The sequence below is a fragment of the Metabacillus bambusae genome, assembly GCF_017497975.1.
GTDB classification, from domain to species: domain Bacteria; phylum Bacillota; class Bacilli; order Bacillales; family Bacillaceae; genus Metabacillus; species Metabacillus bambusae.
In genome coordinates, this window is sequence record NZ_JAGDEL010000038.1 from 1 (window position 1) to 25,539 (window position 25,539).

25 protein-coding genes and 1 pseudogene are annotated in these 25,539 nt (G+C 36.2%); 20 read left to right on the forward strand and 6 right to left on the reverse strand.

Features of this window, described 5'->3' with window-relative positions; genetic code table 11:
• The gene (locus tag I7822_RS30790) at positions 1-81 is read left to right on the forward strand and encodes an IS3 family transposase (protein ID WP_372442159.1); all 81 of its coding nucleotides are present in this window, start codon (positions 1-3) and stop codon (positions 79-81) included.
• Positions 82-260: 179 nt separating this feature from the next.
• Here I7822_RS30790 and I7822_RS27885 read toward each other — a convergent pair whose 3' ends face one another.
• A complete protein-coding gene (locus tag I7822_RS27885; RefSeq protein WP_207982295.1) occupies positions 261-1,193 on the reverse strand; it encodes a LysR family transcriptional regulator in 933 nt (310 codons plus the stop codon).
• Between the two features lie 135 nt (positions 1,194-1,328).
• Between I7822_RS27885 and I7822_RS27890 the strand changes: the two genes are divergently transcribed.
• Positions 1,329-1,907, forward strand: a complete 579-nt coding sequence (locus I7822_RS27890) for a LysE family translocator (protein ID WP_207982296.1) — start codon at positions 1,329-1,331, stop codon at positions 1,905-1,907.
• A 282-nt stretch (positions 1,908-2,189) separates the two neighbouring features.
• Here the strand turns inward: I7822_RS27890 and I7822_RS27895 are convergent, their stop codons facing one another.
• Complete coding sequence (locus I7822_RS27895; protein ID WP_207982297.1) at positions 2,190-3,293, reverse strand: GerAB/ArcD/ProY family transporter; 1,104 nt, start codon at positions 3,291-3,293, stop codon at positions 2,190-2,192.
• A 333-nt stretch (positions 3,294-3,626) separates the two neighbouring features.
• Here I7822_RS27895 and I7822_RS27900 point away from each other — a divergent pair, with 333 nt between their 5' ends.
• The 6 genes from I7822_RS27900 (at position 3,627) to I7822_RS27925 (ending at position 9,477) form a co-directional block, all read left to right on the forward strand.
• Positions 3,627-5,231, forward strand: a complete 1,605-nt coding sequence (locus I7822_RS27900; RefSeq protein WP_207982298.1) for a spore germination protein — start codon at positions 3,627-3,629, stop codon at positions 5,229-5,231.
• Positions 5,232-5,363: 132 nt separating this feature from the next.
• On the forward strand, positions 5,364-5,597 hold the full coding sequence (locus I7822_RS27905; protein WP_207982299.1) for a hypothetical protein: 234 nt from the start codon (positions 5,364-5,366) through the stop codon (positions 5,595-5,597).
• Between the two features lie 48 nt (positions 5,598-5,645).
• Positions 5,646-6,851 carry a Ger(x)C family spore germination protein gene (locus I7822_RS27910; protein ID WP_207982300.1) on the forward strand — a complete coding sequence of 402 codons (1,206 nt, stop codon included), beginning with the start codon at positions 5,646-5,648 and terminating at the stop codon, positions 6,849-6,851.
• Positions 6,852-6,911: 60 nt separating this feature from the next.
• A complete protein-coding gene (locus I7822_RS27915; RefSeq protein ID WP_207982301.1) occupies positions 6,912-8,012 on the forward strand; it encodes a GerAB/ArcD/ProY family transporter in 1,101 nt (366 codons plus the stop codon).
• Between the two features lie 87 nt (positions 8,013-8,099).
• Positions 8,100-8,324: a hypothetical protein gene (locus tag I7822_RS27920; RefSeq protein ID WP_207982302.1), complete on the forward strand. Its 225-nt coding sequence runs from the start codon at positions 8,100-8,102 to the stop codon at positions 8,322-8,324.
• A gap of 61 nt (positions 8,325-8,385) precedes the next feature.
• Positions 8,386-9,477, forward strand: a complete 1,092-nt coding sequence (locus tag I7822_RS27925; RefSeq protein ID WP_207982303.1) for a GerAB/ArcD/ProY family transporter — start codon at positions 8,386-8,388, stop codon at positions 9,475-9,477.
• Positions 9,478-9,783: 306 nt separating this feature from the next.
• Here the strand turns inward: I7822_RS27925 and I7822_RS27930 are convergent, their stop codons facing one another.
• From I7822_RS27930 to I7822_RS27940, 3 genes are all read right to left on the reverse strand, one after another.
• Positions 9,784-9,939: a helix-turn-helix domain-containing protein gene (locus I7822_RS27930; protein ID WP_307847913.1), complete on the reverse strand. Its 156-nt coding sequence runs from the start codon at positions 9,937-9,939 to the stop codon at positions 9,784-9,786.
• A gap of 422 nt (positions 9,940-10,361) precedes the next feature.
• Entirely contained in the window at positions 10,362-11,132 is a 771-nt protein-coding gene (locus I7822_RS27935) for a YibE/F family protein (protein WP_207982305.1), read from the reverse strand.
• Complete coding sequence (locus I7822_RS27940; protein ID WP_372442256.1) at positions 11,129-12,268, reverse strand: YibE/F family protein; 1,140 nt, start codon at positions 12,266-12,268, stop codon at positions 11,129-11,131. The genes I7822_RS27935 and I7822_RS27940 overlap by 4 nt, the downstream gene beginning before the upstream one ends.
• 755 nt (positions 12,269-13,023) lie before the next feature.
• Between I7822_RS27940 and I7822_RS27945 the strand changes: the two genes are divergently transcribed.
• The 10 genes and pseudogenes from I7822_RS27945 to I7822_RS27985 all read left to right on the forward strand — a co-directional run bounded on the left by I7822_RS27945 (position 13,024) and on the right by I7822_RS27985 (position 23,111).
• Positions 13,024-13,452: a MarR family winged helix-turn-helix transcriptional regulator gene (locus I7822_RS27945; protein WP_207982306.1), complete on the forward strand. Its 429-nt coding sequence runs from the start codon at positions 13,024-13,026 to the stop codon at positions 13,450-13,452.
• A 60-nt stretch (positions 13,453-13,512) separates the two neighbouring features.
• Positions 13,513-13,911, forward strand: a complete 399-nt coding sequence (locus I7822_RS27950; RefSeq protein WP_207982307.1) for a DoxX family protein — start codon at positions 13,513-13,515, stop codon at positions 13,909-13,911.
• 36 nt (positions 13,912-13,947) lie between these two features.
• Positions 13,948-14,137: pseudogene (locus I7822_RS30100) on the forward strand (nitroreductase family protein); the annotation flags it as partial.
• Positions 14,138-14,402: 265 nt separating this feature from the next.
• The gene (locus tag I7822_RS27955; protein ID WP_207982308.1) at positions 14,403-15,341 is read left to right on the forward strand and encodes a ring-cleaving dioxygenase; all 939 of its coding nucleotides are present in this window, start codon (positions 14,403-14,405) and stop codon (positions 15,339-15,341) included.
• A 165-nt stretch (positions 15,342-15,506) separates the two neighbouring features.
• On the forward strand, positions 15,507-16,115 hold the full coding sequence (locus I7822_RS27960) for a flavin reductase family protein (protein ID WP_207982309.1): 609 nt from the start codon (positions 15,507-15,509) through the stop codon (positions 16,113-16,115).
• A gap of 42 nt (positions 16,116-16,157) precedes the next feature.
• Entirely contained in the window at positions 16,158-17,102 is a 945-nt protein-coding gene (locus I7822_RS27965; protein WP_207982310.1) for a ring-cleaving dioxygenase, read from the forward strand.
• Positions 17,102-17,704, forward strand: a complete 603-nt coding sequence (locus I7822_RS27970; protein WP_207982311.1) for an alpha/beta hydrolase — start codon at positions 17,102-17,104, stop codon at positions 17,702-17,704. The genes I7822_RS27965 and I7822_RS27970 overlap by 1 nt, the downstream gene beginning before the upstream one ends.
• A gap of 634 nt (positions 17,705-18,338) precedes the next feature.
• Positions 18,339-19,934 (forward strand): FMN-binding glutamate synthase family protein, encoded by a 1,596-nt coding sequence (locus tag I7822_RS27975; RefSeq protein WP_207982312.1) that lies wholly within the window; start codon positions 18,339-18,341, stop codon positions 19,932-19,934.
• A gap of 83 nt (positions 19,935-20,017) precedes the next feature.
• A complete protein-coding gene (locus tag I7822_RS27980) occupies positions 20,018-21,652 on the forward strand; it encodes an acetolactate synthase large subunit (protein ID WP_207982313.1) in 1,635 nt (544 codons plus the stop codon).
• A 19-nt stretch (positions 21,653-21,671) separates the two neighbouring features.
• The gene (locus I7822_RS27985; RefSeq protein WP_207982314.1) at positions 21,672-23,111 is read left to right on the forward strand and encodes an aldehyde dehydrogenase family protein; all 1,440 of its coding nucleotides are present in this window, start codon (positions 21,672-21,674) and stop codon (positions 23,109-23,111) included.
• A gap of 76 nt (positions 23,112-23,187) precedes the next feature.
• Here I7822_RS27985 and I7822_RS27990 read toward each other — a convergent pair whose 3' ends face one another.
• A complete protein-coding gene (locus I7822_RS27990; protein ID WP_207982315.1) occupies positions 23,188-24,567 on the reverse strand; it encodes a Glu/Leu/Phe/Val family dehydrogenase in 1,380 nt (459 codons plus the stop codon).
• 366 nt (positions 24,568-24,933) lie between these two features.
• Between I7822_RS27990 and I7822_RS30365 the strand changes: the two genes are divergently transcribed.
• On the forward strand, positions 24,934-25,062 hold the full coding sequence (locus I7822_RS30365) for a hypothetical protein (protein WP_279382030.1): 129 nt from the start codon (positions 24,934-24,936) through the stop codon (positions 25,060-25,062).
• Between the two features lie 215 nt (positions 25,063-25,277).
• A complete protein-coding gene (locus I7822_RS27995; protein ID WP_207982316.1) occupies positions 25,278-25,436 on the forward strand; it encodes a hypothetical protein in 159 nt (52 codons plus the stop codon).
• Positions 25,437-25,539: the final 103 nt, after the last annotated feature.

A 25,539-nucleotide genomic window follows, 5' to 3' on the forward strand; every position in this document is an offset into this window, starting at 1 on the left:
ATTAAGTTTTATAACAATAAACGTTTTCAAAAAAAATTAAATAACCTTAGCCCTACTGAATATAGAGCTAAGGCTGCCTAATAAGTGAACCTTTTATTAATTGTCTACTTGACGGGGATAAGACCAACAATCAAGCGCTTTCCTTAAACAAGGATTAGCGCTTATTTCCTTTTTAAAAGCTGAAACAATTATAAACAAGCTAGGTAATGACCTATAATAATGCTGTTCATGGAAAATACTGTTGAGTTTTGGAAGGTTTTTTAGCGTTGCTTGACTAATTCTATTTCTTGATCTTGAACAAACATTTCTTTATCAGTTTTACTAATCGAATTTCTAACAAGTTCCACAAAAGCCTCTACCGCTGGAGATAACCACTTTTTCTTTTTGATCAGCATATGAGAATAAATTGATTCGAATTTTTCAGAATGAGTTAAGATTTTTAGACTACCATTCTCTACATCTTCTTTAACTGTAATGTATGGCAAGGCAGAAAATCCAAGTCCACTCATTACAATCTGTTTGATTGCTTCTATACTCCATAGCTCCATTGTTTGAAAGTTGTGCATGCCATGCTTTAAAAGATATCTTTCGAACATTGACCGATAACTACAGCCTTCTTCATTTGTAATGAAATAATGGTTGGTGTTATTTTTTTTATATTCATCAAAATGTGCTGGACCGCTATTTCCATTTACAAGAACGATTTTTTCCTCAATTAACGAATAATGAATGCACTTTTCAGGTTTTATTTCTGGATAGACCATGAATGCAACATCTACTCGTCCACTCATTAAGTCAATTTGGTTTTGCCCACATGTACCGTTGGTAAATATTAATTTAACATTAGGATATTTTAAGGAATATTCTCTTATTATTGGACCTAACCTAGAGATTGTTAAAGACTCTGGTGCAGCCACCTTTAGTACACCCTTAACCTCGTGGGTGCTTCGCATGTTCCTAATCTGTTCATGAGTAGAAAGTAAATCCTCCGCTAAAGGTATTAATTCCCTACCTAAATGAGTAAGTTGCAAATTTCTATTTACATAAGTAAAAAGCTCCCCACCAATCTCTCGTTCAAGGGCCTGTATATGAGAGGTTAGTGTAGATTGAGTATAACCTAACTTCGTAGCAGCCGCTGTATAACTTCCTATTTCTACAATAGCTTGAAATGTTATAAGGTGTCTAATTTCCATATCGTTTCTCCTTATGTTGTATGATGTATCGAAAAAAATGATAATGAATTTTTAAATTTCAATTTTATTTATAGTTATAATCATCATACAATAAAAGCTGTTCGATCGTAAATTAGTAAATTTGAAGGTGAATCTATGAGTATATTAGCGTTTCTTTCGTATGTGATTATTACATCAATTACCCCGGGTCCAAGTAACATCTTAATGATGAATGAAGCGAGGAGATTTGGCTTTTTAGGGTCATGGAGATTCATGATTGGCATCTTGGCAGGATTTGCGGTACTGGGGATTATGAGTGGAGTATTTACAACCGGTCTATACAATTTAGTTCCTATTATAGAGCCATATTTTAAAATTGCCGGTGCAATATATCTACTCTATTTGGCTTGGCAGGTTGGTCTATCAAGAAGTTCCAAGGAGAATTTTACTGATGTGAAATCTTCCTTTTTATCAGGTTTTATCTTTCAAATTATAAATGTCAAAAGCATTTTATTCTTTTTAACAGTGATGAGTGCTTTTATTCTGCCGTTCAATCATTCTATTAAATCCATTGTTTTCTATTTAACTTTAACAATTTTTCTAGGCTGGTTAGCATTGCTTCTGTGGTCAGGGTTTGGCTCACTATTCAAAAACTTTTTCACCAAACATGACAAGTCATTTCGGTTAATTATGTGCTTGTTATTGATTTACTCTGCGGTTACTATCTTTCTGTGATAACACAATAGCTTATTATAAAAGGTTCTTTACTAAGAGATTGTTGCTTTTAAAACAAAAACTATTTCAGGTTGATTGGAACGGATTGCGAGACTCCTGCCTGAGCAGCGGGACAGGAGAGACTCATGCAGCGTTTACGCCGAGGAGGCTCTCCGCCCGCCCCGCGGAAAGTGATGGAAATCCATTTATAACGGTGGCTCTTTTTAAGAGACCTAAACCATGTTAGTGGAAGCCATTCATAACTAAAAGATAATATTAGAAATAAAACTACAAAAAAAACCGTTATCCCGTCTTAGATTGACGTTTTTTTTGAAATAAAGCTACTCCCAACAACAATAAAGGGAGAAAAAAACCAACTATTAATCCATGAGGTATCATTGCTTTTGGAGTAACTGTAATGTTATAGACTATATTTGGACTCACTACAAGAGAATAGACAATCAGAATCATTCCTAAAGGCAAAGTGAGTGGTCGATAATCATTTAGCTTCAATGTTTGAGCAAGGACTAAAACTGATGTATAAAAACAAATCGTCAGTTTAAAATAGATTGAAATAAACCACAGTACAGCTACAATGGCTTCAATTCGTTGTAAAAAGTTACCAATGTTTATTTTTGTGGCTAATACATAGGTTGGATACATATCCCTCGAAGTTAAATTTGCACTTATTACCAAAATAGCCAACCCCGTTAATATGATTAAAATGATTCCTCCAATCGTAGTTCCTACTAAAAAAGCTTTGCTAGCTTCTTTTGTCCGATTAACATAGGGAAAAATCATTAAAAAAATAACAAGTTCTAAAAAAGGAAACTCAATAAACGGAACAGCTGACCGCAGTACTGGTTTTATTCCTTCCTCCAAAATAGGCTGAATGTTTTCGAACTTGATTTCGGGAAAAAGAAAAAAAACAAGCAAAAGAAAAAAGCTGATAAACCATGGGAATAAAATCTCTGCAGCACGTGCTAAGACTTCAAGTCCCAAACGAGTTCCCATAATAACAATAAATAAAAAAATAATATGAAGGGATTCAATAGGTGTTTCCGGCATAATTTGAGTTGTCATGAAATCCCCTAAATTCCTCAAAACGAGAGCCGTAAGGGTAAAAGAAAAACTAAAAAATAAAAGAGATATCGCTTTCCCTATCCATTTTCCAAGAATTTCTTCACTATATTCAACCAAGGTCTTATTAGGAAAGAGGTTCCCTAAAGTATTGTATAACCATACCGATAATAAACCTACACATACTCCAAGGATACCTGCTATCCATCCATCTTGTTTCGCTTCAGTAACAAGTAATGATGGTACAAGTAAGATAGAGGTACCAACAGTAAATAAAATCACAAGAATCATAAATTGTTGTACACCAATTTTCCCATTTTCCAACATCTCTTTTTCCCCTTCCTTTGAAAGGTACCATTTCATTCTCCATTATTAACAAGTCATTGTTGAATAAACACCATATTCAAGTAAAACCAGCTAATAGTTTATAACAATTTTTAAAAAATAGCTTAAAAATATATGTATTCTAAAAATACGCATGTCAAATGTTGAAGCTGGATGTCAAAGTACTTATCCACAGTTCATGCCATATATAATTTCCTAAGCATTAAAAAAGAGATAAAACATCAATGTTAGAAAAGTAGACAATGCTTTGTAAATGTAGGGGGTATTACCAATTAATGTTGGGAATAATAATTAAAAAGTGTCAGAGGGAGAATTATGAGACATTTTAAAAAAACATTTACAAATCGTTGGAAGCAATCTTTGCCTTCGCAAAATAATCAAACACAAGAGTCAACACAGAGGGACGGGTTAAAATCAAATCTTGAAGAAAATATACAAACAATAAAAGAAGCACTCGGCAAAAGTAGTGATCTAATCATCCGGGAAATTCTAATTGGTAAAGAAAGGAAGCTAAAGGCAGGGATCGTTTATATTGAAGGTTTAATTGATGTACCCTCGATTCAAAATTTCATTCTGGAATCTTTAATGTTAGATTTACAGAAAAGCGATATCGACAAAAAGTTGTCTTCTGATGAGAACCCAATTTTGCTATTAAAAAATTCTGTTTTGGCGGTCGGAGATTTAAAAGATTTAACCGATTACAACACTCTTTTTACCTATCTATTTTCTGGTAATGTTATCCTTTTACTGGACGGTTATACACAAGGTTTTGCGATGGGAATGCAGGGAGGGAAAGACCGCGGCGTGATGGAGGCCACAACCGAAAATACGGTACGCGGTCCAAAAGAAGCTTATACCGAAAGTTTACGCACCAATACTGCTTTGTTGCGACGTAAAATCAATGATCGCAACCTATGGTTGGAAACGCAGAAAATTGGGAAAGTGACGAAAACCGACGTTTCAATCGCATATATAAATGGAATTGTCAACGACAAAGTGGTAAATGAAGTTCGGAAGCGTCTCGATCGTATCGAAATTGATAGCATTTTGGAAACCGGCTATGTTGAAGAGTTGATTCAGGATGAGGCTTACACACCCTTCCCTACTATTTTCAATACAGAGCGTCCTGATGTTACAGCCGCTGCCCTATTGGAGGGGCGTATCGCCATATTTGTTGACGGGGCCCCGCATGCTCTTATAGTGCCGGCACTGTTTATTCAATTTTTTCAGACAGCGGATGATTATTATCAACGGGCGGATATTGTTACGCTTCTCCGTATTCTTCGATACATTGGATTTTTTATTGCTCTACTCGGCCCATCGTTATACATCGCCGTCACGACGTTTCATCAAGAAATGTTGCCGACTCCGTTGCTTATTAACGTGGCTGCTCAACATGAGGGGGTTCCCTTTCCTGCTTTCATAGAGGCGCTCATGATGGAAATCACCTTTGAAATTTTGCGGGAAGCTGGTGTTCGAATGCCGAGAACGATTGGACAAGCGGTTTCGATTGTTGGGACACTAGTAATTGGAACGGCGGCGGTCGAAGCCGGCATTGTTTCCGCAGCAATGGTCATTGTCGTGGCGATTACGGCAATTTCAAGCTTTATTGTCAGTTCTTTCAATCTTGCCATTGCGGTAAGAATGTTGCGTTTTGTCATTATGGGACTTGCTGCATCTTTTGGTTTATTCGGGATAATAGTCGGCTTGATTGCTCTTATTCTTCACTTATGCAGTTTACGGTCGTTTGGTGTGCCATATATGACTCCGTTCGCTCCGTTTATTGCAGAGGATCAAAAGGATGCTATTCTCCGTTTACCGCGTTGGGGATTATTTTCACGTCCTCGCTTAATTAGCCAGAAAAATGTCGAACGGGAAGATACTCCTTCACCAAAGCCGGAGCAACGGGAACAAAAATAGGATTGTACGAAGATCAAATCAAGGGAATGAACGATTTACAGTCATGCCGGTAGAAGTAAGGGTTGATGTGAGAATGCAACACTTCGTTTAGACCGGAATTCTTTCCTAGAAAAATTAAAGGAGCAATTCGTTATGTGGGTTATTGCGGGAATACTTCTCGTAGCGACTTTGATCATTGTTCTAGAAGTACCACCACTCTTGGAAAAAAAACAGAAAAAGGAATCATGGGTGTTTTCACTGCTGCTTCTTTTTGGGGTCGGGTTAAGTATTGCAGAGAGTTTAGATTTAAATATTCCAAATCCTCTCGATTGGATCGCAATAATTTACAAGCCACTAAGTGATTTAATAATGAGTTTATTGAAATAGATGAGGAAGTAACAAAATGCTTGAGAACTTAAGAAAGAGGGCTCGGAAGTGAGAAGAAAAATCGGAGTGCTTGTTATTATCATCCTTTTACTTAACCTTTTGTCCGGTTGTTGGAACCGACGGGAATTGAATGAACTCGCCATCACGGTCGGATTGGCGATCGATAAATCGGAGGATCAATATGTTCTTACCGCACAGGTCGTCATTCCAGGAGCGGTTGCGGCTACAAGAGCTGCCGGCCAGAAATTACCAGTTATAACCTATACGGAAAAAGGAACCACGGTTTTTGAGGCGGCAAGAAGAATGACAACGATTTCGCCTAGAAAAATTTATTTTCCCCATTTGCGAATTCTCGTAATTGGAGAAGAATTAGCTGAAGATGGAATTGGTGAAGTCTTGGATTTTTTATCAAGGGATCATGAACTGCGAACCGATTTTTACGTAGCGGTTGCGAAAGATATGAAAGCGGAAAACGCGCTGAAAGTATTGCCGGCTTTAGAAGATATTCCCGCAAGCAAACTGTTTACATCTCTCGAAACGTCCGAGAAAGCGTGGGCGCCTACGGTAGCCGTGACATTGGATGAACTGATATCGGAACTTGTGAGCGAGGGAATGCAGCCTAGTTTAAGCGGAATTCAGATAAGAGGGGATGTACAAGAGGGAGAAAAATTAAATAATGTTCAACAAATTGATCCAGATGTTGATTTACAGTATTCAGAGCTTGCCGTGTTTAAAGGGGAAAAACTAATTGGCTGGTTGAACGAGAGTGAGAGTAAAGCGGTTAATTACGTTCTGGGTAATGTAAAAAGTACGATTGGTGAAGTCCCTTGTCCAGAAGGAAAAGGGGATGTAGCAATTGAGGTGATTCGAACGAAAACTGATCTGAAAGCCAAAGTGGAAAATGGATCACCAAAAGGAATAGTTGAAATTAAGATTGAAGGAAATGTTGGCGATGTTCAATGTAAGAAGCTTGATTTGACGAAAACGAAAACGATAGATGATTTGGAAAAGAAATCGAATAAAGATGTGAAAAAGTTAGTTGAATCATCGATAAAGTCGGTCCAGGAAGAATTTAAAGTCGATGTGTTTGGCTTTGGTGAGGCAATTCACCGTTCGAATCCCGACTATTGGAAGAAGGTTAAAAAAGAATGGGATGAAAAATTTGCCGACATGCCAGTAGAAGTAAAAGCAGACGTACAGATTCGCAGGATAGGTAAAATAGGAAATTCTCCTAATGAAAAAATAAAGGAGTAATTTCTTTTTGTAAAGTGATTATTTGAACGCTTAAGAAGGAACAGAGAAGGTGTGAAAAAAATGCTAGACAAAGGTAAAATATCGGTACGCCAATTTATGGTATTAGTCATCTTATTTACAATTGGCTCAGGAATTTTGGTGTTGCCGTCCCTTCTTGCTGCCGAGTTGAACCAGAATGCCTGGATAGTACCGCTATTAGGTATAGGAGTGGGAACTTTAATTATCATGTTATACAATGCTTTGGCAGGTTTCTTTCCCAATATGTCCCTTGTCGAAATGGTTGAACATACGTTTGGTAAATGGCTTGGTTTATTCATTTCTTTTACCATCGTTTTGTTTCTGTTTCATAATGCGTCAGCTTTACTTATATATATAGCGAATTTTATGACAACGCAATGGATGCCTGAAACACCGATTGAATTTATCATCATCCTCTTTTTTAGCGTTGTTATGATGGGAACTTGGCTCGGCCTTGAAGTGATAGCTCGTTCCGCAGAAATTTTCATTTTTTGGTTTTTATTTTTATTTTTCTTTCTAGTGATTTTTATTTCCCCGCAGATCGAGTGGAAGAACGTAGAGCCAGTATTCGAGTCAGGGACAAAGCCGATAATGTTGTCAATCTTACATTTTTGGAGTTTTACGTTTATACCTTTTGTTGCTTTGCTAATGATCTTTCCTGCTCGTGTTAATCAATTGAAAAAGGGTCGTAAAGCATTTTTGATTGGTGCATGTATTGGAGGAATAATATTATTCATTATGGTTATTTTATGTATTTTGGTGCTTGGTCCTGACCATACTGCAAGATATTTATATCCCAGTTATGTTTTAGCTCAGAAAATTAATGTTGGCAAATTCGTACAACGAATTGAGGTAATCATTGCAATAATGTGGATTCTTTCGGTTTTTATTAAAATGACAATCTATTTTTACGGATCCGTTATAGGGTTCGCACAAATGTTAAAGTTAGAAAGTTATCGTTTTTTAATACTTCCGTTCGGAATGATTATGATACCGGCAACGTTAGTAATGCATCCGGATGTTATTTATTTACAAACATTTGATACCGAAATCTGGCCGATGTATGGATCGACTTTCGGACTGTTATTGCCTTTAATATTGTTAACGGTTACGTTCGTACGCAAAAGGTACAAAAGCGAATGAACAGATAAACTAGGCTTTTTTGTATAAAACGTTAGATCGATTAAAGTAGAATTAACCAAAACTAGAACAATAAAGGGGCAGTTCAATATGTGGGTCATTTTAGGAATACTTCTCATAGCGATTTTGATCATTGTTCTGGAAGTACCGCCGCTTTTGAAGAAAAAGCAGAAAAAAGAATTAGGTTTTTTTTTACTTTTGCTACTTTGTGGGAGCGGGTTAAGTATTGCTCAAGGGTTTGATGTAAATATTCCCAATCCTTTTGATTTGATTATAACAATTTGTAAGCCCCTAAGTGATTTAATAATGAAATGATACCTATACAAACAAAAGCGCTGGCTCTGGAAGTAGAGCGTAAGGAAAGGAGTGAATGAGGATGCTGGAAAAAGGTAAAATTTGGGGTTGGCAATTTACCATTTTGGTGTTTTTGTTTACGACTGGAAGCTCTCTTATATTGGTCCCCTCCATGCTTGCTGCGAAAGCCAAACAGGATGCTTGGTTGGCTGGAATTTTTGCATTGGCAGTAGGACTTTTGTTAGTTTGGTTATATCAAACACTAGGAAGTTTATTTCCGGAAATGACTTTAGTTGAATATATTGAAAAGATACTTGGGAAATGGATTGGAAAAGCCATCTCTCTTCTATTTTTCACCTATCCATTTGTTCTAGGTGCATTCGTCCTTCGAAATATAGGGGATTTCATGACAACGCAAATCATGCCGGAAACGCCAATTGAAGCTATCCACTTTGTTTATCTTACTATTGTCATGATGGGAACACGCTATGGGCTTGAAACATTAGCGCGCGCGGGAGAAATTTTATTCCCATTGTTTATTGTTCTTTTTCTTTTTCTTGTCATCTTTATTTCTCCTCAAATTGAACTAGAAAAAATTCAGCCAATCCTTGAAGAGGGAATGAAGCCTGTATTACAGAGTGCATTTCTATTTATCGGGTTTCCTTTCCTCGAGCTGTGTATTTTTTTGATGATCTTCCCTTATGTGAATCATCCAAAAAAAGCAGGAAAGGCCTTTTTTATGGGAACATTGATGGGAGGGATAGTGTTAATCGTTCTGACGGCTCTAGCTATTCTGGTTGAGGGTGCAGATCAAACATCGAGATATTTAAACCCAAGCTATATTCTGGCCCAAAAAATAAATATAGGGAATTTTGTTCAGAGGATAGAAGCCATCGTAGCAATTATGTGGTTTATTTCTATCTTTTTTAAACTGACCATTTGCTTTTATGTATCTAATTTAAGTCTGGCCCAAATATTGAAACTGAAAGATTATCGGGTGCTTGTCTTCCCTTTAGGGATGATTATTTATGTCCTTTCCCTTATAGTCAGTCCAAATATCGTCTATATATCTACCCATGTTCTAGACGTATGGCCATTGTACTTTTCAATATTCGGGCTTTTTATTCCATTGCTTTTGTTAGGAATAGCTGCAGTTCGAAAAAAGTTTAACTAAATAAGTTACGAACCGGAAGGATGTATCTAGCTTGTTCCCAATAAAATAAAAGGCTACTATTCTAACGAGCCTTTTAACCATTTTGGCCTATTGAGACGGTTCCTGCTCTAGTCTGTCAGATAATTACCAATAAAAGTTAAAAATCTAACTTAGGTCTATCTAATTGTTTTCCACGCTTTTTACTTGACTCAAGTCCCTCTTTTACCATTTACCACCCAAAAAAATAGTTTTATTGTAACTTATCTTTTTGTTTTGTGACTATTATGGATTCTTTAAAACTCCTTGGAGTAGAAAGTGGCGAAATCACTAAACAAACTGAGAAGGCGGCATTTTGTAATATTTTTTGAACGCTTTCGAGAAGCTATATGGATCAGGATATCCAAGCATGTCCGCGATTTGTTTAATTGAATAACGATTACTGTACAACAGTTCGCGAGCACGATTCATTTTCAACTGATAGATGTATCTATTCTAGATAAAATACAGTCACTTCTTCAACAAATTGGCGCGAGTGTTGAAGATCCTAATTCAACTGAAATAATAAATATCTATTAAAAAATAAGTTAAACCATTATTATGTTAATGTCTAGAAAAGATTGTGAAGGTTTGTACTTAGGTTAACTGGTAATATACCATTAATAGTTCTCCAATGATTTAGAAGAAAAACCCAACCTTACCATTATGGAAGATGGGGTTTCCTTCTATTTATCAGCAAAACACTTAGTTGTGACCAACTATTGGATATGGTACAAAAGGTTCTTCAAAAAACGCAATTTCTACAGATATTAGCTTAACCTATAAAGCACCTACAGCATCTTCAAGATGTGGCATTTTCGTATTTCAAAAATGAATACATTGTAGTTTGCACTTTATTATCATAAAGCCTATTTAAGGTTATTGTCTCTTGTTTTCACAAAAAAATATGCAGTTATAAACGAAGTAATTGGAATAACCAGAGCTATACCAATTCCGGCACAAAGTATAGTTATCATTTCAACACTAAATACTTTTGAATTTACTATTTCCCCAACAGAATAAGATAAATCTTTAAACCATATAAGCAATGCCAGATAGCCTCCAAAGAAGGCGAAAAATAACGTATTCGTATTTGTTCCTAAGATATCCTTCCCAATACTTAATCCAAATGTGAATAAATCTTTCCTACTAATTAATGGATTATGATGAGATATTTCGCGCATTGGAGATGCAATCGAAATGGCAACATCAGTAATCGCACCTATTGTACTCATGATAATCATGGCAGCTCCAACTTTAACAAAGTCTACTCCAATATAAATGGAAAACATGCTAAGCTCCTCTATTTCTTCTTCACCAAACCCCTGAATCATGGAATTTTCTGTCACGATAACAATAAAAAAGAGTAAAATAACAATGGTGATAATAGTTGAAATGAATGCAGTTGTTGTTTTACGGTTCACTTCATTAATATAAAATAGAGTGATACAACTAATCACTGTAGATGAAATCACTGTTAAGGTAATCGGATCAACATTTGGGTCTGTCATAAAAAGTATAGTAAGAAAGAGTACACCAAAGTTTAAAAATAAAGCAATAAAAGATCGTGCCCCTTTTTTTCCACCAATAAGGATCATCAATAGAAATAAAATGGCTGCCAGTAATACTAATACATTCATAATCTTGCCCTCTTTCGATTAACGAAAAAAATAGACGTATATAAACCTATCGGAATCGTTAACACGATTCCAATACCACCCGCTAAGGCTCGAGCTAATTCCAATGAAAGGTTCATGGAAAGTGTAAACGCCAATGGAGAATCATTCGTCAAATATAAAATAAGCATTGGAATGGAACCACTTATATATGCAAAAAACAATATATTTGTCATGGTTCCCATAATATCTTTACCAATATCCAATCCTGACGTTTTCAGTGCTTTTATTGGGATGTTATTATTATTTTCATATAACCCAAAGATAGAAGAAGACATTGTAATGGCTACATCCATTACGGCTCCTAAAGATCCGATTAATACCCCTGCCATAAACACCATTTTATAAGGCCGAGTTAGAAATTGCATTTCTTCATATCGAAGTCCTTCTTCGGCAGTTAACCACATAACAAGATAGGTAATTAACAACGAAATAAAAGTTCCTAACAAGGTCGCAACAATAGCTGCAAATGTTTTTTCATTAAAACCGTTAACGAGTAACAAAGAAATGCAAGTAAATAAAATAACACTTATACTGCATATCAATAACAAACTCATGTTTGATGTATTCAGATAAATATCTAATGAATATGATAATAAAATGGCATTAACTGCCAAACTTATAATAGAAAACAACCCTTGCTTTTTTCCAACGAAAAGTAAAGTGAAGATAAAAATCCATGCAATAATCAAAACATATTTATCACGTTTTACGTCATTTATGGTTCCAGTTAACTCTGTATTTTGTACTGTGTTTGTATCAATCGAAACAAACAAATCATTTCCAACATGATATTCTTGATCATAGCCTCCGGATGATGAATACTCATTAGTTAAATGGATAAGATGTCCTTTTTCTTCTCCATTTTTCATTTCGGCTATTATACTCTGAGTAAATATCTTATCTTCGTTATCATGGATATCAATACTTTCAGTTGTATCTTCCAAGTTCGTTTCGATGACTTTGGCTATAGGACGTTCATAGAATGAATAATTGTGATTAACAAAAACAATTGAGACGGCAAAACAAAGTGTTAGTATGGTGTAAAAAAGAATTTGTTTATAAGTCATTCTTTTAAATTTTTTTACTATAACATTCAAAAAAACGCCTCCAACTATCAGGATGATATAAAATTTAAGATTTATTGGTTGCAGAAACTAATTTAGATTTTCGTGATTTTTATCAAAAAAGTGCATTGTTCTGGGGAGCAGGGTGTCTCCACCACAGATGCCTCGCCTAATGACGGTACTCAGCAATGGACTTAGAATAACAGGAATGTTTTTTAACCGTCAATAGTTTCTACCGATTCAATTCGTCTCTTATTACGATTAGTGGTTAAGTTTGAGCCTACTAAATGATATTGATTGAAGGGATACCAATTGGTTTATTGCCGATGGTATCCTTTTTTATTTTTTAAGGCTCTTTTCTAAGAGATTGTTCCTTTTAAAACAAAAACTAATTCAAGTTGATTGGAACGGATTGCGAGACTCCTGCGGGAGTAGCGGAACAGGTGAGACTCATGCAGGCGTTTACGCCGAGGAGGCTTACCGCCCGCCCCGCGGAAAGCGAGCAACTCTCGCTGCAATCAACCAAACCGCATTACTTGGTAAATAGCAACAAAGTTTGCGAAAACAGCCTTTTTTAAAAAGATGAAATAGATGCTTCAAAAAATAAATGATGAGAATTTAATAGAAACTTACCTAAAGCAATAAATCTAAATATTGATCAACAATTTATTAATTTGTAAAAGTTTTTTAGACATTCGAAAAGCTATTGACAAAAGATAAAATAGATATTAAAATTATCTCATATTCGAGATTATTTAATTCGAGATAAAATTATAAGGAGGTGTCTCATGGAAAGAAAATGCACTAATCATCCATTTTTATTGCTAATGCAAACCGCAAGAGCATTTCAGGAACAAATAAGGGATGACACGGCTCAAAACAACTTAAGTATTACGGAGTTTTCAGTTTTAGAGGTACTTTTTCATAAAGGTAAACAAACAATCCAGCAAATTGCTAAAAGTATTCTAATCTCAAGTAGTTCAATGACATATGTTATTGATAAATTGGAACAAAAAGGTCTAATAAAAAGGAATGCTTGTCCTGATGATCGAAGAGTTGTCCATGTAACATTAACTGAAAATGGTCTTGAATTAATGAATATATTAATGCCAGAACATGAGGAATTAGTTGATAATGCTTTTAATTCTTTGCACCCTAATGAGGTAGAGGATTTGGTCTTTCTTTTGAAGAAAGTAAAAGCAAGATTGGAAAAATAATTTTTTATATTCATATATCTCGAAATCGAGATAAAATAAATAAATTGGAGGAAATTAATTATGTTAGATATTGGATTATTAATAATTAGATTGGTAATTGGTGCTTTATTTATTGGTCACGGTGCTCAAAAATTGTTTGGTTGGTTCGGTGGTTATGGATTAAAAGGGACAGGTGGTTGGTTTGAATCAATTGGTATGAAGCCAGGAGTAACTATGGCTCTGTTCGCGGGATTAGTAGAACTTATTGGAGGAATTTTATTTGCTTTAGGATTTTTAACTCCACTTGCTGGAATTATGATTGCAGGAACTATGTTAATGGCTATTGTTAAGGTGCACGCTCCAAATGGGTTATGGGCAACATCAAATGGTTACGAATATAATCTAACCTTGCTTGCAGTTGCTATCGGTATAGCTTTAATAGGTGCTGGTCAATATAGTCTCGATGCTTTTTTATTCTAAAATATCTCGAAGTAAAAATACTTTAATTGAAAATATATAACCGTTAAGAACAAAGGATGGGATACCTGTCTTATTATTGAGTTTGATGCTGAAGCTGTCAAAAATATACTAAAAATAAATGATCAAAACAAAGTTGATAATGATTACAAGTGGGAAAGAGAAAGTAGATAGTCGAAAACCAAGAGGGTATTGTAAACCAGTGAACGAATTTGTTACTTATATTTAGGCTGTTTCCCAAACTTTGTTGCAATTTTCCAAGTAATGCGGTTTGGTTGATTGCAGCGAGAGATGCTCGCTTTCCGCGGGGCGGGCGGTGAGCCTCCTCGGCGTAAACGCCTGTGGGGTCTCACCTGTCCCGCTGCTCCCGCAGGAGTCTCGCACTTCCGCTCCAATCAACATGAATTAGTTTTTGTTTTAAAAGCAACAATCTCTTAGAAAACAGCCTATATTTAAAAGAAACTAATTAATTTTTAAAAAGGAGTGAAAATACAATGAGTAAAAAAACAATGGGTATTCACCACATTACGGCAATAGTTGGTCATCCTCAAGAGAATGTTGATTTCTACGCAGGTGTTTTAGGTCTACGTTTAGTAAAACAAACCGTCAATTTTGATGACCCAGGTACTTACCACCTTTATTTTGGTGATGAAGGTGGAAAACCAGGAACAATCATTACCTTTTTTCCATGGGCTGGAGCTAGTCAAGGAGTTATAGGAGACGGTCAAGTCGGAGTTACGTCTTTTGTTGTTCCAAAAGGTGCAATGGACTTCTGGAAAAAAAGACTAGAAAAATTCAATGTCCCTTTTACTGTTATGGAAAGATTTGAGGAACGATATTTGGAATTTGATGATCCACATGGGCTTCACTTGGAAATTGTTGAAAGGGAAGAAGGGGAAGCCAATTCATGGAACTTTGGAGGATTAACTCCAGAAGTTGCTATAAAAGGATTTGGTGGAGCAACTCTATTATCCACTCAGCCAAATAAAACTGCGGAATTATTAGAAAAGGTTATGGGACTCGAACTTATTTCAAAGGAAGGGGACTTTATCCGTTTTCGTTCTTCTGCAGAAATCGGAAATGTAATTGATTTAAAATTAACATCAATAGGACGTGGGCAAATGGGGATAGGAACAGTACACCACATTGCATGGCGAGCAATTGATGACCAAGACCAATTGAATTGGCAAAAATATGTTGCAGCAAATGGCTATGGTGTAACTCCTGTACAAGATAGAAACTATTTTAATGCCATTTACTTTAGAGAACATGGGGAAATTCTATTTGAAATTGCAACAGATCCTCCTGGATTTGCACACGATGAATCCGTAGCGACAATGGGAGATAAATTAATGTTACCTGAAAAGTATGAACAATTTAGAGGGCAGATTGAACGAGGTTTACTACCATTTGAAGTAAGAGAGTTAGATTAATTTTATCCCAATCATAACGGGCAGTAATCCCCTCTATCGAGATTTGATTAATAAATTAGATAGTTGATGGAAACTTCCTGTGAAGATCCGATAAGTCTCATCACACCATCAGTAGGAAAAACACCTCCTGATGGAAGTCTCACTTTACGTGAAGGAGTGATTTCTTTGCTATCAATTGACCCTACTAATAATACCGAAAGAGAAAACTATAAATTTCTAATAGGTAGCATAATACCTAGACCTATTGCTTTTGTCACAACACTTTCAAAGGATGGTGTTTTAAATGGGGCACCATTTAGCTACTTTAATATCGTATCTTCAAATCCCCCGATGATTTCATTATCAATTCAACGGTCAGAGGGAAGACAAAAGGATACAGCGAGAAATATCATCGATTCAAAGGAGTTTGTCATTCATATAGTTGATGAACAAAATGTTGAAAAAGTAAATAAAACAGCAGCGAATCTTCCTCCTGATCAAAGTGAAGTGGAGCTAGGCAAATTAACTCCTGTTGATAGTAAGGAAATTTCGGTACCTGGTGTAAAAGAAGCCAAAATTCGAATGGAATGTATTTTAGAACATTCTTTAGAATTGGGAGGCTTGGACTTACCTGGGTGTGATCTTATCATCGGAAAAGTTGTTCAATTTCATATTGAAAATAGCATTTATGAAAATGGAAGAATTGATCCGAGGGGTTTAGCTGCTGTGAGCAGATTAGCTGGTACAAATTATGCGAAAATAGGTGAGATGTTTTCCATAGAGCGACCAAATTAATTCCTAGAATCAAAACCTATGAAAAGAATGGAGAAGATGAGAGTGCAAAAAACACCTGGTATCCATCATATAACAGCGATGGTTAACGATGCACAAAGAAATATTGACTTTTATGCGGGCGTACTTGGGTTAAGACTTGTAAAAAAGACGATAAATTTTGATCGTCCAGAAGTGTATCATCTCTATTTTGGTAATGGAACTGGTGAACCAGGAACTGTTATGACTTTTTTTCCATGGGCTAATCAGTTAAAAGGTCGAATTGGGACAGGACAGGTCGGAGTTATTAGCTTTATTATTCCAGGAGGATCCATTCATTTCTGGGAACAACGTTTACAAAAATTTAGCATTGAATTTAGTTTTTCCCAACGCTTTGGTGAACGATCTTTGAAATTTACTGATCCTGACGGACTCCAGCTTGAACTTATTGAAAGAAAGGAAGGACCAATAAATAATTGGACCTTTGGAGGAATTCAAGCAGAAAATGCAATTAAAGGTTTTGGAGGAGCTGTTTTAATTTCAGCACAGCCTAATAAAACTGCGGAGGTTCTAGAAAATATATTGGGACTCGAATGCATTGGCGATGAAGAGGGATTTCTTAGATTTAGATCTGAAGGGAATCTAGGAAATATAATTGATATTAAACTAACTCCTTCGGTTCGTGGGCTAATGGGAGCTGGAACTGTTCACCATATCGCATGGAGGGCAAAGGATGAAGAAGATCTGCTAAGATGGAGAGCTCTACTTCAAGACAAGGAGTTTTATCCGACTGAAGTTCGTGACCGGAACTATTTCAAAGCAGTGTATTTCCATGAACAAGGGGGTATACTTTTTGAAATAGCGACAGACCCACCAGGCTTTTCAGTTGATGAACCTGTTACTGAAATTGGAAATAAACTCATGTTACCATCATGGCTAGAATCAAAACGAGAAGAATTAGAAGAAACGTTACCTAGTGTGGAGGTTCGTGTTCTGGAGGGAGATAAATAATGAAGCATATATTTAATAAAGGAAAAGATCTAACGAAACCAACGTTATTATTACTTCATGGAACTGGTGGAAATGAATTAGACCTACTACCTCTTGCGGGAAGAATTGATGATAAAGCTTCAGTGTTAAGCGCTAGAGGGAATGTATTAGAAAATGGAATGCCTCGATTCTTTCGAAGACTAGCTGAAGGTGTGTTCGATGAAGAAGACCTAATCTTCCGTACGAAGGAATTAAATGAGTTTCTTGATGAAGCAGCTGAAAAGTATAGTTTTGACCGAGATAATATTATTGCTATTGGTTATTCAAATGGGGCCAATATTGCTGCAAGTTTATTATTTCACTACCAAAATGCATTAAAGGGTGCAATTCTTCATCATCCAATGGTACCGAGAAAAGGAATTGAACTTCCTGATTTGTCAGGAAAGTCTGTGTTTATTGCAGCTGGGACAAATGATCCAATCTGCTCGCCTAAAGAATCTTCTGAACTTGAATCGTTATTAGAGAAAGCAAATGCAAATGTAGAACTTCATTGGGAAAATAGAGGTCATCAATTGACAATGGAAGAAGTTGAAGCTGCCGCTCAGTGGTATCGTAATTTGTAATCGATATATATGTTGGTAATAGTATCATTCATACGTGCTTTTAATTATCGCATGGCAAGTGATCTAAATTTGGAATCCATAATCCTGCAGATTGGACAAGGAATATCGATTGGTCGTGTAAAGGAATAAAAACAATATGTATAAGAGCAAGGGTTACCGATTGGTTTATTGCCGATGGTAACCTTTTTTGATATGTAGAAAATTATAAAATTCTTGTACTATAGATAAGTGCTTTGATATCCAGCTCCTGCGCATAGCCCTCAAAAACCGGTACTAGATATTGTAATGAATTTTGTTGATGAACATTTAAAAGTAGATACTGAATTTTAATATAGATATAACGCAATCAGACGCATTTCATATAATGAGATGTGTCTTTTTTAACTTTATCCTACTAAATACAACCTTAGAGCTCATACATAAAAGTATTTAAAATAGTCACTCATCCTACTAGATGGTATATAAAGAGCATGTTTTTGTTATTTTTAGCCAAAATCTTAATAAGATTTTATGAAATCACATGGATAAATTTACCCCTGTTCGAGAATCTTAACAATAAATACTAGTCTAAGATCCAGGCAATTTATCTGCTTTAATAAGCCTATAGCCATTTTTATCTAGGAGGGAATGAAGTGTGAATTTAGCAAACGTCTTAACGATTATTGGTTTTGTTTTTCTAGCCGTTATTTTTTTAATATGTTTAGTGATTGTCATTTATTTATATATTGTCGATCGAACGCAAAAGCAGCATCCTATTCTACGAAATTATCCAGTAATCGGACGAGTGAGGTATTTTCTAGAGCAAATTGGTCCTGAACTCCGTCAGTATTTTTTTAACAATAATAATGAAGGGAAACCTTTTTCACGTAATGATTATCAACATATTGTAAAAAAAGCTAAATATAAACGGGATGTAATCGGGTTTGGGTCACAGCGTGATTTTGAAGAACAAGGATTTTATATAAGAAATTCAATGTTTCCAAAATTAACAGAAGAGTTAAAAATGGACCAAAATACTAAGGTAACAACAAATCGATATTTATTATTAAAAGACCCTTTATTTACGCAAAAAAAGGAAGAATTAGAGAAACATGAATCATCTGCCTATTTATTAAATGATGATGATGCAATTGTTATAGGCAAGGATACGAAGTACCCCTTTATAGTAAAAGGTCAAATTGGTATGTCAGCAATGAGCTATGGTTCATTAGGTGATCGCGCAATTACCGCACTTTCAGAAGGATTAGGAATTGCGAAAGGAACATGGATGAATTCAGGGGAAGGTGGCATTTCGGACTATCACTTAAAGGGTGGCGTTGATCTTATCATGCAAATTGGCCCAGGTTTATTTGGGGTTAGAGATAAACAGGGAAATTTCAGTTGGGAAGCATTATTGGAAAAAAGTAAAATACCTCAAGTTAAAGCCTTTGAAATTAAATTAGCTCAAGGGGCAAAAACAAGAGGAGGTCATATTGATGGTGAAAAAGTAACAGAGGAAATTGCAAGAATCCGTATGGTCGAACCATTTAAATCAATTGATAGTCCAAATCGTTTTAGAGAATTTAGTGATTTACCTTCATTATTTGATTTTATTGAGCGGATCCGCGACCATACCGGGAAACCTGTTGGAATGAAGGTTGTCATTGGAAGTCATCATGAAGCAGATGAATTGGCAAGAATCATGAAAGAGACAGGGAAGGGACCTGACTTTATCACGGTAGATGGTGGTGAAGGAGGTACGGGTGCTTCCTATCAGGAATTAGCTGATAGTGTTGGTTTGCCTATTAAATCTGCGTTACCGCTTGTAAATAACGCCTTAATTAAATATGGTGTTCGAGATCGTGTGAAAATAATCGCTTCAGGTAAACTGTTTTCCCCTGATCGAATAGCAATCGCCTTAGCAATGGGGGCAGATCTGATCAATATCGCACGAGGTTTTATGATAACAGTCGGTTGTATCCAAGCATTAAAATGCGAATCAAATGCTTGTCCGGTAGGTGTCGCAACAACTGACCCAGAATTACAAAATGCACTTGTTATTGATGAAAAGAAATATCGCACAGCTAATTATTTGATTACAATGCGCAAAGGTTTGTTTAGACTAGCCGCAGCAGCAGGACTAGATTCCCCAGTTCATTTTAAACGTGAACATATTGTTTATAAAGATGAAAAAGGGGAAGTTTGGCCACTAGAGGATCTTTATCAAACAATTGTTTACAAAGGAAGCTAAGATCAATTCGTTATCAAATTTGATGAACAACGCTAAATTGAGATAGTAAATAGCAGATAATCATACAACAAAGGGTGTTTTTAATGAAAGTTGCTGAATTATTAATTAAATGTCTTGAGCAAGAGGGTGTTGAATATATCTTTGGTGTGCCTGGTGAGGAAAATATTGATATGATGGATGCTCTTCTTGATTCAAGTATTCAATTCATCGTAACAAGACACGAAACGAGTGCGGCTTTTATGGCTGGTACATATGGAAGACTTACTGGAAAGCCTGGTGTCTGCTTAGCCACCTTAGGGCCAGGAGCAACAAATCTACTAACAGGTGTAGCAAATGCGAACATGGATTTAAATCCAATTGTTGCAATTACTGGTCAAGCTGGTTTGGACCGTCAACATAAAATAAGTCATCAGTATTATGATTTGATCCATATATATGAACCTGTTACAAAGTGGAATGCTCAAATTAAAAAGGGTGAAATCGTACCTGAAGTGATTCGTAAAGCGTTTCAAGTAGCAACCCAAGAAAAACCCGGTGCAACCCATATTGATCTCCCAGAAGATATTGCTGAGATGGAGATTGATGCTTCTTCTCCATTAGAAGTAACAAAACACACGTTATCAGAAGCGGGAGATCAGGTTATTCAAGAGGCTGCAAAACTCATCGAACAGGCGAAGCATCCAATTATTTTGGCTGGTAACGGGATAACTAGAGGTAATGCTTCAGACCAATTAAGGGCTCTAGTTGAAAAGATAAATATTCCAGTCGTCCATACATTTATGGGAAAAGGGGCACTTTCCTGGACAAATGAGCTTAGTTTACTTACAGCAGGATTAGCAGGAAACGATTACATTACCTGTGGGTTTAAGGATTCTGATTTAATTATAGCAATTGGTTTCGACATTGCTGAATACTCTCCAGAAAACTGGAATCCTGATGGAGCGACACCAATACTACACATTGACACAGAGGAAGCTGAGACAGATGACAGCTATCCAGTGAAACTAAATGTACTTGGAGATATTAATGAGAACTTAAAAAAATTGCAACAAGCCCTTTCACCTCAAGAAAGAAACAATGCTTGGGTAACTAACGTTCGCAAAAATGCTCTAAATGAATTAGAACAATTTAAAGAGGATACAAGCTTCCCGCTTAAACCGCAAAAAATCATTGCCGATTTACGTTCTGTCTTAAAAGAAGATGATATCGTTATTTCTGATGTTGGCGCACATAAAATGTGGATGGCTCGAATGTATCATACGTATCAACCAAATACATGTCTGATTTCAAATGGTCTCGCATCGATGGGGATTGCTGTGCCTGGAGCAATTGGGGCGAAAATTGTCCATCCAGATCGTACGGTTGTTGCTGTTTGTGGCGACGGATCCTTCCAAATGACAGGTGCCGAGCTAGAGACAGCGAAACGTCTTAATCTACCAATTATCATTTTATTATGGAGAGACGATGGGTATGGCTTAATCGAATGGCATCAGCTGAAAAAATTCAATCGTTCTTCCAATATTAAATTTGGAAATCCAGATTTTATTCAACTCGCTTCATCCTATGGTTTTGAGGCTCTACAGGTAAAAAAAGGTGAAGAGCTTAAAGGAATTTTAGAAAAGGCCATTTCAATGAAAAAGCCAGTTCTTATCGATTGTCCGGTTGATTATAGTGAGAATATGAAATTAACAGAAAAACTTAAAGATATTCATTGTTAAATGAAAGGAGGGGTCCAATATGCGACTCGGCTCAATTATTAATGGTCAAGAGAGAAATGAAAAGAATCGTGAGACACTTGAGGTCAAAAATCCGTACAATCAAGAAATAGTAGCGGAATTAGCTTTAGCAAACATAACGGATCTTGATGAGGCGGTAACGAATAGCTTTGAAACATTTCATTCGACCATGAAAAAGATGCCTGCTCATCAACGTGGAGATATTTTGCGAAAAGCTGCTGATTTACTAGAGGAAAATGCAGAGGATTTTGCTCAAACAATTGTCCTGGAGGCTGGAAAGCCGGTTAAATATAGTAGAGACGAGATTACACGTTCGGTTCAGGTAATACGTTTTGCTGCTGAACTAGCAAAAAATATTACCGGAGAAGTCATCCCAATGGATGCTGCCATTGGTGGAGAAAATCGGATGGGGTTTATTAAACGGATCCCATTAGGTGTGGTTGGCGCAATTACACCATTTAATTTCCCTTTAAATCTATCTCTGCATAAAATTGCACCAGCGATCGCAGCCGGTAATACAATTGTTTTTAAACCTGCAGAAAAAACTCCAGTGTCAGCTTATAAGCTAGTTAAGTTATTCCAACAAGCTGGCCTTCCAGATGGAGTGTTAAATCTTTTAATGGGAACTGGTGAAGAGGTTGGCAGTCCTCTTGTTGAGCATGAAAAGGTACACAAAATTACCTTTACAGGAAGCTTACCTGTTGGCAGGAAAATTCGCGAAGCAGCTGGCTTTAAGAAGGTTACACTAGAATTAGGTTCAAATTCACCTAATATTATTTTTGAAGATGGTAATATCCAACGTGCTGTAACTGAATTAGTAAAAGGTGCTTTCGCCTTTTCAGGGCAAGTTTGTATCTCTGCACAACGAATTTATGTTCAGAAAAGTATTTATGGCAGGTTTCTAGAACAGTTTATAATGGAAACAAAAGCCTTAACAATTGGAGACCCAACGAAAGAAGAGACGGACATTGGGCCAATGATCAAAGTGGAAGAAGCAGAACGGGCAAAGCTTTGGATTGATGATGCTGTGAAAAATGGAGCCAAAATAGAAGTGGGTGGCAACCGAAATGGTGCAATTCTCTCCCCAACCATCATGACAAATGTTGAGCATACGATGAAAATCGTTTCCGAAGAGGTATTTGCACCGATCGTATCTGTGATCCCCTTTGATAATGAGGATGAGGTAATTAGAGTAGCCAATGATTCCATATATGGTTTACAAGCAGGGGTGTTCACCAAGGATATTGACCGGGCCATTCGTGTCGCAGACCAATTAGAAATGGGCGGGGTATGGATTAATGAAATATCAACATACAGGCAGGATAATCATCCGTATGGTGGTGTTAAGCAAAGTGGAATTGGTAAAGAAGGAATTAAATATGCAATTGAAGATATGACTGAAATGAAATTTATCGGGATTAAATTAATGCCAAAAGAGTAGAAAACCTACTTAATTAGGATTTTTAGACAGAATCACTAAAAATGGGGGAGAGATTTTCTCTCCCCCATAAAAAACCTTAATACAATTTCCCCTGGCGATACAAAATCGTGCATAACTTCATAACGGCATGAATATAGCAGTTTTGGCGCAAAGAAAATGGATCATCAAAAAACTGGGGGAGAATTGTATTCATTGTTACTTCCATTTTGTCAAAAAGCAGCTTAAATACTTCTTCTTCACTGTAAAACTGAGTTTCACGGCCTTGCAGCCATTCAAAATACGAAACGATGACCCCTCCTGCGTTTGCAAGAATATCAGGGACGATAATGACACCTTTGTCACTCAGGTACTTATCTGCTTCTCCGGTAACAGGTGCATTCGCTCCTTCTACAATAATTTTTGCTTTTACTTGCTCCATATTATTTTTGTGAATTTGATCTTCAAGTGCAGCCAAGATCAATACATCAATATCAAGATAAAGAACTTCATCTCGGGCTTGAATCTCTGCTTTAATCTTACTCTGAGACAGCTGTTCTTCTGTAGTTGGGAGGTCTCCGCCATTGTTCGTTGTAAACTCAACTAATGCGGGAATATTTAATCCATCTGAGTTGTATAAGGTAACATTACGGTCACTTACAGCAACCACTTTATTTTTTAAATGTGTACAGTGGTAAGCCTCAAGAGCGGTTATGGAGCCTACATTTCCAAAGCCTTGAACTGCTATATTTAGTGAGTGACCAGCGAGAGCTAATGCTGTTTTGGCAAAGCTATTATTAATTTCAGAAAGCCACTTGCTATGGTCCTTCAAGAAATCAAAGAGCATGAAGCTAAAGGTAAAATAAACACCTTTTCCTGTAGCTTCTCTTCGTCCTAATGAACCACCATTTACAACACTCTTCCCTGTAAAACTTCCTCTATATGGCTTTCCTGGTCGGATGCTTTTATATTCTGCCATCATCCAGTCCATTTCACGATCCCCTGTACCAACATCTGGTGCAGGGATATCCTTGTCAGGACCTAGAATATCACTAAAGTACCGAACATATTTTTCACATATTAAATGCAGTTCCTTTTCAGTGAAATCTCTTGGATTAATGACAACGCCACCCTTTCCTCCGCCAAAAGGAACTTCATGAAGCGCATTTTTCAACGTCATTAAAGCGGCGAGGTTTACAACTTCATCTTCATTCACTGATTCGTGAAAGCGGATTCCTCCTTTATAAGGACCAAGAGTGTCATTATGTTGAACACGAAAGGCAGGGATGCGTATAATTTTCCCTTTTTCTAAAGATATTCGTAAGAAGGATTTATGTATATGATTTGGAGTTGAAAGAATTGCTGCCAATGATGTAAATGCTTGTTCTCTTGCACGATCAGGCAAATTAGGTAAAAAGGATTTGTCTTCTAGCAAAGCATCTAATGCATGTTGGACAATAGCCCCTGTTTGGCTCGCCATTTTAAGAAACCTCCTTTACATTTAGTGCTTAATTAAGAAATTTTTAATTGTGAATTTTATTTTAGGTCTTGAAACCATCCTATTGTCGTTATGGTAAGGATATGCGTTATACAACTCTTGAAAAATAAAATGATTCAACAATTGGGAGCTATTTCACTTATCTCCTTTTCTATTTCTACAATAATGAAGCCGAAGTATTTTATTAATAAAAAGAGGAACTTGCTATGTCTAATACTGTAGAACATGGAAAAATTGTTACAGCAAACTTACAAAAGATGCCTACTTCAGTTCAATGTTTACAGAGAGAGGTGTTGACATAGAGCTGTTTAAAAGTAGACAAAGAGTCTTTATAGGGGCCAAAAAAACATGATAGTAGAAGTTACACAGGGAGTAATAAAGATCGGTCTATCAGTTAAACTAACGAAGGATAATCAGTTTTTTGTCGATTTTTGTCTAAAAATAGATAAAAACGAAAAATCGAAGATAAATCCCTAAAATCGAAGATAAATATCCAAAATCGAAGATAAATATCCAAAAATGGTTCACAAGCTTCATTATTTTCTGGTGAATTTACCAATTTCTATCCTTGAAAACACTAATAAGACCAACCTAAGTTGAACGAGATGCTTCGATTCAAAGGTTTGAACTTACTTTTGAAGCTTGCTGGAAAGCTGCATAACAGTATTTGTTTGATGTTAGAGGTATAGATATTGGATCTCCAAATGGAGGTCATTCGAAGTTGTCGTGAAATTAATATGGATAATGATCGTAATCTTACATTACATAATTATAATGAAGAAATTGCAGTTAAAATCATTCGAATTTCAAAAATTATTATCCTTGATTATCTTTTTTGGTTGTTCGAATAAAGAAGGAAATCTAGATACATTTCTATAGTCCGTTTTGTATTAATGAGCAATAAGAGGAAAAAGGCTTAATATTATAGAAGTAAATACTAGTCATGTTTTTTAG

What these genes read in the sequence shown, in the direction of transcription:
- I7822_RS27885 (WP_207982295.1), bottom strand. Translation starts at nt 1,193, where the DNA reads ATGGAAATTAGACACCTTATAACATTTCAAGCTATTGTAGAAATAGGA.
- I7822_RS27890 (WP_207982296.1), top strand. Translation starts at nt 1,329, where the DNA reads ATGAGTATATTAGCGTTTCTTTCGTATGTGATTATTACATCAATTACC.
- I7822_RS27895 (WP_207982297.1), bottom strand. Translation starts at nt 3,293, where the DNA reads ATGTTGGAAAATGGGAAAATTGGTGTACAACAATTTATGATTCTTGTG.
- I7822_RS27900 (WP_207982298.1), top strand. Translation starts at nt 3,627, where the DNA reads ATGAGACATTTTAAAAAAACATTTACAAATCGTTGGAAGCAATCTTTG.
- I7822_RS27905 (WP_207982299.1), top strand. Translation starts at nt 5,364, where the DNA reads ATGTGGGTTATTGCGGGAATACTTCTCGTAGCGACTTTGATCATTGTT.
- I7822_RS27915 (WP_207982301.1), top strand. Translation starts at nt 6,912, where the DNA reads ATGCTAGACAAAGGTAAAATATCGGTACGCCAATTTATGGTATTAGTC.
- I7822_RS27920 (WP_207982302.1), top strand. Translation starts at nt 8,100, where the DNA reads ATGTGGGTCATTTTAGGAATACTTCTCATAGCGATTTTGATCATTGTT.
- I7822_RS27925 (WP_207982303.1), top strand. Translation starts at nt 8,386, where the DNA reads ATGCTGGAAAAAGGTAAAATTTGGGGTTGGCAATTTACCATTTTGGTG.
- I7822_RS27935 (WP_207982305.1), bottom strand. Translation starts at nt 11,132, where the DNA reads ATGAATGTATTAGTATTACTGGCAGCCATTTTATTTCTATTGATGATC.
- I7822_RS27945 (WP_207982306.1), top strand. Translation starts at nt 13,024, where the DNA reads ATGGAAAGAAAATGCACTAATCATCCATTTTTATTGCTAATGCAAACC.
- I7822_RS27950 (WP_207982307.1), top strand. Translation starts at nt 13,513, where the DNA reads ATGTTAGATATTGGATTATTAATAATTAGATTGGTAATTGGTGCTTTA.
- I7822_RS27955 (WP_207982308.1), top strand. Translation starts at nt 14,403, where the DNA reads ATGAGTAAAAAAACAATGGGTATTCACCACATTACGGCAATAGTTGGT.
- I7822_RS27970 (WP_207982311.1), top strand. Translation starts at nt 17,102, where the DNA reads ATGAAGCATATATTTAATAAAGGAAAAGATCTAACGAAACCAACGTTA.
- I7822_RS27980 (WP_207982313.1), top strand. Translation starts at nt 20,018, where the DNA reads ATGAAAGTTGCTGAATTATTAATTAAATGTCTTGAGCAAGAGGGTGTT.
- I7822_RS27985 (WP_207982314.1), top strand. Translation starts at nt 21,672, where the DNA reads ATGCGACTCGGCTCAATTATTAATGGTCAAGAGAGAAATGAAAAGAAT.
- I7822_RS27990 (WP_207982315.1), bottom strand. Translation starts at nt 24,567, where the DNA reads ATGGCGAGCCAAACAGGGGCTATTGTCCAACATGCATTAGATGCTTTG.
- I7822_RS30365 (WP_279382030.1), top strand. Translation starts at nt 24,934, where the DNA reads ATGATAGTAGAAGTTACACAGGGAGTAATAAAGATCGGTCTATCAGTT.